Source organism: Streptomyces sp. NPDC049577, assembly GCF_040675635.1.
Taxonomy (GTDB): Bacteria; Actinomycetota; Actinomycetes; order Streptomycetales; family Streptomycetaceae; genus Streptomyces.
On sequence record NZ_JBFAPH010000303.1, the window covers coordinates 1 to 7703 of the forward strand.

The 7703-nt window shown below is 71.1% G+C and carries 7 protein-coding genes and 1 pseudogene; 7 read left to right on the top strand and 1 reads right to left on the bottom strand.

Features of this window, described 5'->3' with window-relative positions:
* A partial coding sequence (locus AB0K09_RS26210) for a vitamin B12-dependent ribonucleotide reductase (RefSeq protein ID WP_366067854.1) occupies window positions 1–2375 on the top strand: 2375 nt, incomplete at its 5' end.
* A gap of 94 nt (window positions 2376–2469) precedes the next feature.
* On the opposite strand, the gene AB0K09_RS26215 is transcribed toward AB0K09_RS26210, so the two are convergent.
* The gene (locus tag AB0K09_RS26215) at window positions 2470–3006 is read right to left on the bottom strand and encodes a TerD family protein (RefSeq protein ID WP_366067860.1); all 537 of its coding nucleotides are present in this window, start codon (window positions 3004–3006) and stop codon (window positions 2470–2472) included.
* A 131-nt stretch (window positions 3007–3137) separates the two neighbouring features.
* Here AB0K09_RS26215 and AB0K09_RS26220 point away from each other — a divergent pair, with 131 nt between their 5' ends.
* The 6 genes and pseudogenes from AB0K09_RS26220 to AB0K09_RS26245 form a co-directional block, all read left to right on the top strand.
* Entirely contained in the window at window positions 3138–3968 is an 831-nt protein-coding gene (locus tag AB0K09_RS26220; RefSeq protein ID WP_366067855.1) for an arylamine N-acetyltransferase, read from the top strand.
* 33 nt (window positions 3969–4001) lie between these two features.
* On the top strand, window positions 4002–4607 hold the full coding sequence (locus AB0K09_RS26225; protein ID WP_366067856.1) for a YdbC family protein: 606 nt from the start codon (window positions 4002–4004) through the stop codon (window positions 4605–4607).
* 176 nt (window positions 4608–4783) lie between these two features.
* On the top strand, window positions 4784–5443 hold the full coding sequence (locus AB0K09_RS26230; RefSeq protein WP_366067857.1) for a histidine phosphatase family protein: 660 nt from the start codon (window positions 4784–4786) through the stop codon (window positions 5441–5443).
* Window positions 5444–5454: 11 nt separating this feature from the next.
* On the top strand, window positions 5455–6348 hold the full coding sequence (locus AB0K09_RS26235; RefSeq protein ID WP_366067858.1) for an ADP-ribosylglycohydrolase family protein: 894 nt from the start codon (window positions 5455–5457) through the stop codon (window positions 6346–6348).
* Between the two features lie 65 nt (window positions 6349–6413).
* Window positions 6414–7115: a ribonuclease HII gene (locus tag AB0K09_RS26240; protein WP_366067859.1), complete on the top strand. Its 702-nt coding sequence runs from the start codon at window positions 6414–6416 to the stop codon at window positions 7113–7115.
* A gap of 98 nt (window positions 7116–7213) precedes the next feature.
* Window positions 7214–7703, top strand: a pseudogene (locus AB0K09_RS26245) (hypothetical protein); the annotation flags it as partial.

The following is a 7703-nucleotide window of genomic DNA, read 5'->3' on the forward strand; positions in this document are numbered from 1 at the left end:
CCATGGAGTCGATCCTCGACTGGTACAAGGAAGAGGGGATGATCTTCAAGGGCGGCTCCGGCGCCGGCCTGAACCTCTCCCGCATCCGCTCCTCCAAGGAGCTGCTCTCCTCCGGCGGCAACGCCTCCGGCCCGGTCTCCTTCATGCGTGGCGCCGACGCCTCCGCCGGCACCATCAAGTCCGGTGGCGCCACCCGCCGCGCGGCCAAGATGGTCGTCCTCGACGTCGACCACCCCGATGTCGAGGCGTTCATCGAGACCAAGGTCAAGGAGGAGGAGAAGGTCCGCGCCCTGCGCGACGCCGGCTTCGACATGGACCTGGGCGGCGACGACATCACCTCCGTCCAGTACCAGAACGCCAACAACTCCGTCCGCGTCAACGACGAGTTCATGAAGGCCGTCGAGACCGGCTCGAAGTTCGGGCTGCGCGCCCGGCTGACCGGCGAGGTCATCGAGGAGGTCGACGCCAAGTCGCTCTTCCGCAAGATGGCCGAGGCCGCCTGGGCCTGCGCCGACCCCGGCATCCAGTACGACGACACGATCAACCACTGGCACACCTCGCCGGAGACGGGCCGGATCACCGCGTCCAACCCGTGCAGCGAGTACATGCACCTGGACAACTCCTCGTGCAACCTCGCCTCCCTCAACCTGATGAAGTTCCTCCGCGACGACGACGCCGGTAACCAGTCGTTCGACGCCGAGCGCTTCGCCAAGGTCGTCGAGCTGGTCATCACCGCGATGGACATCTCCATCTGCTTCGCCGACTTCCCGACCCAGAAGATCGGCGAGACCACCCGCGCCTTCCGCCAGCTGGGCATCGGCTACGCCAACCTCGGCGCCCTGCTGATGGCCACCGGCCACGCCTACGACAGCGACGGCGGCCGCGCCCTGGCCGGTGCCATCACCTCGCTGATGACCGGTACGTCCTACCGGCGTTCCGCCGAGCTGGCCGCGGTCGTCGGCCCGTACGACGGCTACGCCCGCAACGCCGACGCCCACAAGCGCGTCATGAAGCAGCACGCGGACGCCAACACCGCCGCCCGGCGGATGGACGACCTGGACACCCCGGTGTGGGCCGCGGCGACCGAGGCCTGGCAGGACGTCCTGCGCCTCGGCGAGAAGAACGGATTCCGCAACGCCCAGGCCTCCGTGCTGGCCCCGACCGGCACCATCGGCCTGATGATGGACTGCGACACCACGGGCGTCGAGCCGGACCTCGCGCTGGTGAAGTTCAAGAAGCTCGTCGGCGGCGGCTCGATGCAGATCGTGAACAACACGGTCCCCAAGGCCCTCAAGCGCCTGGGCTACCAGCCCGAGCAGGTCGAGGCGATCGTGGCCCACATCGCCGAGCACGGCAACGTCATCGACGCGCCCGGCCTGAAGCCCGAGCACTACGAGGTCTTCGACTGCGCCATGGGTGAGCGGGCGATCTCCGCCATGGGCCACGTGCGCATGATGGCCGCCGCGCAGCCCTTCCTCTCCGGCGCGATCTCCAAGACCGTGAACCTGCCCGAGTCGGCCACGGTCGAGGAGGTCGAGGAGGTCTACTTCGAGGGCTGGAAGATGGGCCTGAAGGCCCTCGCCATCTACCGCGACAACTGCAAGGTCGGCCAGCCGCTCTCCGCCAAGAAGAAGGAGGAGGAGAAGAAGGCCGAGTCCGCCTCCGCGGCCCCCGCCCCGGAGAAGGTCGTCGAGTACCGCCCGGTCCGCAAGCGCCTGCCCAAGGGCCGTCCGGGCATCACCACCTCCTTCACGGTGGGCGGTGCCGAGGGCTACATGACCGCCAACTCCTACCCGGACGACGGCCTCGGCGAGGTCTTCCTGAAGATGTCCAAGCAGGGCTCGACCCTCGCGGGCATGATGGACGCCTTCTCGATCGCCGTCTCGGTCGGCCTGCAGTACGGCGTGCCGCTGGAGACCTACGTCTCGAAGTTCACCAACATGCGCTTCGAGCCGGCCGGCATGACGGACGACCCGGACGTGCGGATGGCGCAGTCGATCGTCGACTACATCTTCCGCCGCCTGGCCCTCGACTTCCTGCCGTTCGAGACCCGCTCGGCCCTGGGCATCCACTCGGCCGAGGAGCGCCAGCGCCACCTGGACACCGGCTCCTACGAGCCGTCCGACGAGGACGTCGACGTGGAGGGCCTGGCGCAGTCGGCCCCGCGCCACGCCCCGACCCCCAAGCCCGAGGTCCCGGCCCAGCCCGTGGCCGCCCCGGCCCCGAAGCAGGCCCACAACTCCACCGAGCTGGCGGAGATGCGCCTCGGCCTCAACGCGGACGCCCCGCTGTGCTTCTCCTGCGGCACCAAGATGCGCCGCGCGGGCAGCTGCTACCTCTGCGAGGGCTGCGGCTCGACCAGCGGCTGCAGCTGATCCTCCGCCCGCCCGGAGGCTGCTGAGCAGCACGTGAGAGAGGGTGCCGACCACCGGTCGGCACCCTCTCGGGCGTTCTCGGCCCGCGAGCGGGTCAGACGGGGCGTTCGCCCATGATCCGGACGAACGTCGCGGGATCGGTGTCGAATCCGCGGACGTCCTCGCGGAACCGCCACTCCCCGGTCGTGTCCCGGGTGAACTCCGCGACCGTCGCGGCGGTGGCGCCCGCGACGCCGGAGAGGTCGTCCTCCGCGAGGCGGGTGTAGCCCTGGAGGATCAGGACGCCGGTGTTCGCCACGTCGTGGAAGGTGATGTGGCCGGCGCCCTGCTGGATGGCCACGCCGACCACCACACGGCCGTAGTCCGGGGAGAGCCGGTCCAGCTCCAGGACCATGACCTCGTCCGGCCCGAAGCCCTGGCCCGTCCGGCTGTCGCGGTTGAGACTGATCGTGCCGTCGGGCGAGCGGCTGTCGAAGTGGACGAGGTAGGCGGGCCGGCCGTACGGGTCGTCCGCCCGGTAGGTGGCGGCGACGAGGTCGAGGTCGTGGTCGGGTTCGCCGGTGGGACTGGGGTCCCACTTGAGTTGGATCTCGATCTTTCCCAGGCCCTTGTTGAGACCGTTCACCGTGATGTCCCCTCCCCGGCTCGGTAGGACTGCTCAGCAGGACTGCGGTTCCCCCGGTAGAGCGTCCATGCGGTGATCGTAGCGAACCGCTGTGTGAATACTGGGGGGATGACCCGGCATGAGGGAGAAACCTCGGGATGAGTGATTCCATGTGGAACGGCGGCGACTTGGACCTGGGCGCGTACCTCGCGCGGATCGGGCTGACCGGAAGCGTGCGGGCCGACGCGGCCACGCTGCGGGCGGTGCACCGCGCCCATGTCGCGGCCTTCCCGTTCGAGAACCTTGAGATCGTGCTGGGCCGCCCGGTGCCGCTCGAGATCAAGGCGCTGCAGGACAAGATGGTCGCGCGGCAGCGCGGCGGATACTGCTTCGAGCAGAATCTGCTGCTGGCCGCCGTGTTGGAGCGCATAGGGTTCGGCGTCACCGGGATCGGCGCGCGGGTGCGCATGGGCAGCGATGTCGTCCGGGCGGTCACGCACATGGCGCTCAAGGTCTCGGCCGCGGGCGAGGATTGGCTGTGCGACGTCGGGTTCGGCGGGGAGGGGCTGCTGGAGCCGCTGCCCTTCCGGGACGGCGTGCGGGAGCGGCAGGGGGAGTGGACGTTCGCGCTGGAGCGCGCGGAGCCGGATGTGCGCGTGGTGCGGACGCTGCACGCCGACGGCTGGTTCGACCTCTACGCCTTCGGGCCGGAGGAGCGGATCCCCGCGGACTACCGGGTGATGAACCACTACATCTCCACGCATCCCCGCTCACCCTTCGTCTCCCGGCTCGTGGTGCAGCGCACCGAACCCGGCCTGCGCCGCACCCTGGTCGGTTCCGTGCTGGAGACCGCGCGCCCCGACGGATCCGTCCGGCAACGCGAGGTGCGCGCCGAGGAGTTGGCCGAGGTGCTGTCGTGGGAATTCGGCATCGAGCTGGACGACGAGGACGCCGAGACGCTCGCGCGGGTGTACTCCTCCGGTAGCTGATGTCCGCCCCCTTCCGCCCCGTACGATGGCGCGGTGCTGGTCAAGTGGATTCGCTGCACCGTGACGGACCGCCGCGGTTTCGAGCGGGGACAGCGGAAGTGGGCGGGGTTGCTCGGCGAGCCCGGATTCCGGGGGCAGGGCGGAGGCTGGAGCCGGGGGCGCCCCGGCGTCGCGCATCTCTTCGGCTTCTGGGAGAGCCGCGCGTTCTACGACTCCTTCATGGCGCGGTCGCACGACAGGCTCGCGGCCGCACAGGCCGGTACGTACAAGGACGTGCAGGTGAGGCTCTTCGAGCACCGCTTCGACGTGAAGGTCGGTTTTCAGCCACAGTTCACGGACGCGGACGTGGTCCGCATCGCCCACTGCCGGGTCCGCGAGGACCGGGTGGAGCACTTCACCCTCATGCAGGAGAAGGTGTGGAACCCGGCGATGGCGGGTTCGCCCGGCATGCTGCGCGGACTCTTCGGGGCCGCTCCGGGACAGGAGTTCCTCGTGCTGTCGCTGTGGAACTCCGAGGCAGAGCACGGCAAGTACCGCACGGAGCGCATCGAGCGGCTCGCGCTGCGCGCCCAGACGGAGGCCGACGTCGCGGCGATCACGGGCGATGTCGTGTCCGTGGAGCCGTCCTGGACCGTCTGACTGCCCGGGGCGGCTGACTGCCTGGATCGTCCGGCTGCCTGGATCGTCCGACCGGCCCGGGCCGCGTTTCCGTCCGGCCCGCGCGCCCGGTCCGGCGGATCCGCGCGAGTGGATCAGGCCCCGGACAAGCGGCGTTCCGCACGACAGCCGACCCGTGTTCGATTTAGGGTGGCGCCATGGGACGGCCGAAGCGCATCGTTCTCCTCCGGCACGGAGAGTCCGAGGGCAATGTCGACGAGACGGTCTACGAGCGCGAGCCCGACCATGCCCTGAGCCTGACGCGGGCCGGCCGGGCGCAGGCCGAGAAGGCCGGGGCCAGGCTGCGGGAGCTCTTCGGCGACGAGCGCGTCTCCGCGTACGTCTCGCCCTACCGCCGCACCCACCAGACGTTCCTGGCCCTGGGCCTGGATCCCCGCCTGGTCCGGGTCCGCGAGGAGCCGCGGCTGCGCGAGCAGGACTGGGGCAACTGGCAGGAGCGCGAGGACATGCGCCGCCAGAAGGCCTACCGCGACGCCTACGGGCACTTCTTCTACCGCTTCACCCAGGGCGAGTCGGGAGCGGACGTCTACGACCGGGTCGGCGCGTTCCTGGAGAGCCTGTGGCGCAGCTTCGAGGACCCCGACCACCCGCCGAACGTCCTCCTCGTGACCCACGGGCTGACCATGAGACTGTTCTGCATGCGCTGGCTGCACTGGACCGTCCCCGAATTCGAATGCCTGTCGAATCCCGGCAACGGCGACATGCGCGCCCTGTTGCTCGGAACGGACGGGAAGTATCACCTGGACAGGCCGTTCGAGCGCTGGTGCACACCGGAATCGTACGGCTACACCGGTTAGAGTTCGCTGCGATGAGCGCTGACCGATTCCACCGAGCCCTGGCGAGCCTGCGGGGGCTGGCCGTGGGTGACGCCCTCGGCTCCCAGTTCTTCGTCCCCGCCAACTATCCCTCGCTCCAGCGCCGTGAGCTGCCCTCCTCCCCCTGGCAGTGGACGGACGACACCGAGATGGCCTGCTCCGTGCTGGCCGTCCTGGCCGAGCACGGCCGCATCGACCAGGACGCCCTCGCGCGCTCGTTCGCCGAGCACCACGACTTCGACCGGGGCTACGGGCCCGCTGTCAACCGGATGCTGCGCCTGGTCCGGGAGGGTGGCGACTGGCGCGAGCTGGCCTCGGCGCTCTTCAAGGGCCAGGGCTCCTGGGGCAACGGCGCCGCGATGCGCGTCGCCCCGCTGGGCGCGTGGTACGCCGACGATCCCGAGCAGGCCACGCACCAGGCGGAGATCTCCGCGTACACCACCCACCAGCACCGCGAGGCGGTGGTCGGCAGCATGGCCGTGGCCGCCGCGGCGGCGATCGCCGCCGACCCGGAGCGCTCGGCCGGCCCGGAGGAACTGCTGGACGGTGTGATCGCGCTCGTGCCGCGCAGCGCCGTGCAGGCGGGACTGCGCCGCGCCCGCGACATGCTCGACTACGCGGACACCACGACCGTCGCCGCCGTACTGGGCTGCGGCCGCCGCACCAGCGCCCATGACACCGTGCCGTTCGCCCTGTGGGCCGCCGCCCGCCACCTCGGCGACTTCGCGGCGGCGTTCTGGACGACCGCGCGGGCCGGCGGGGACGTCGACACCACGAGCGCGATCGCCGGCGGAGTCGTCGCCGCGGCGGAACGCGGCGCTCCGCCGAGCGACTGGCTGGAGCGCACCGAGCCCCTTCCCGGCTGGCTCCCCGCCGCCGCGCGCTGACCGGGCGGCGGGAGGCGGGGGCGGGGCTCCGCCCGTGACCGGCGGGGCGTAACCTAGCTGACGCCATGCCCTACGAACCGCCTACCCATCGCGTCGAACGCTCGATCCGCGCGACGACCGGAGCCAAGATCGTCGCCGGGGTGGACGAGGTCGGCCGGGGCGCCTGGGCGGGCCCCGTCACCGTGTGCGCCGCGATCACCGGACTGCGCCGCCCGCCGGAGGGGCTGACCGACTCCAAGCTCCTGACGCCCAAGCGGCGCGCGGCCCTGGCCGTGGAGCTGGAGAGCTGGGTCACCGCCTACGCGCTCGGCCACTCCTCCCCGGAGGAGATCGACGAGCTGGGCATGACGGCCGCCCTGCGGCTGGCCGCCACGCGCGCCCTGGGCGCGCTGCCCGTCCGGCCGGACGCGGTGATCCTCGACGGCAAGCACGACTACCTCGGCGATCCCTGGAAGGTCCGTACGGTCATCAAGGGCGACCAGTCCTGTGTCGTCGTCGCCGCGGCGTCGGTGATCGCCAAGGTCCGGCGCGACACGATGATGGCGGAACTGGGCGCCGACCACGCCGACTTCGGGTTCTGCGACAACGCGGGATACCCCTCGCCGGTGCACCGTGCCGCGCTGGAGAAGCTGGGTCCGACTCCGCATCACCGGATGTCCTGGGCCTATCTCGATGCGCTGCCCGGATGGCAGCATTTGAAGCGGGTCCGTCCCGACCCGGAAACCGCGGCCCTGGAAGCCCGTGGCCAACTCGGCTTCGACTTCTGAGGCGATTCCGGCCGGCGGGTGCGACGGTTCGTCGTGCGAGTGGCCGGAACCGCCACCCGCCGACGCGAATCGCACCGGCGTTTGATAAACATCAACTCATGCCTCTCATCCCCGAGGAGCCTCAGATTCACGAGAGTGTCCCGGGTCCCCGCGCAGTGGCGGCCGCCGGCCGCCCCGCGCCGACCCCTCGTCCCGTCCCTGGTCCCGGCCCCCGTCCGGCCCCGATGCGGCCCGCCGTCCCCGGCCCGCACGGCGGTCGGGCCACCGGTCCGTGCTCGCCCGCCCCGCGCGACGCGGCCCCGGCCGCCCCGGCGGCCACCGCGCAGATCCAGCTCATACCCGCCTCCGCGGAGGGTGCCCTGGACGCCGCGGACGAGGCCGTCGACCTGCTGCTCGACAGCGGGCGCGCGCCCGGCGAGATCCTGGTGCTCACCACCGGCGACCCCCACCCCTGGGCGGCGCACGAGCTGTCCTTCGGCGAGGCGTCGTACTTCGAGGGGATGTTCATGTCCCCGGACGAGGTCCTCGCCGTCGCCCGGCGCGGCGCGGAACTGGGCTGCAAGGAAGCACTGATCACGCTCGGCGACA

Bases quoted from the DNA above. Each gene is read 5' to 3' on its own strand.
- AB0K09_RS26230 (WP_366067857.1), top strand. From the start codon at position 4,784: ATGGGACGGCCGAAGCGCATCGTTCTCCTCCGGCACGGAGAGTCCGAG.
- AB0K09_RS26240 (WP_366067859.1), top strand. From the start codon at position 6,414: ATGCCCTACGAACCGCCTACCCATCGCGTCGAACGCTCGATCCGCGCG.
- AB0K09_RS26235 (WP_366067858.1), top strand. From the start codon at position 5,455: ATGAGCGCTGACCGATTCCACCGAGCCCTGGCGAGCCTGCGGGGGCTG.
- AB0K09_RS26220 (WP_366067855.1), top strand. From the start codon at position 3,138: ATGAGTGATTCCATGTGGAACGGCGGCGACTTGGACCTGGGCGCGTAC.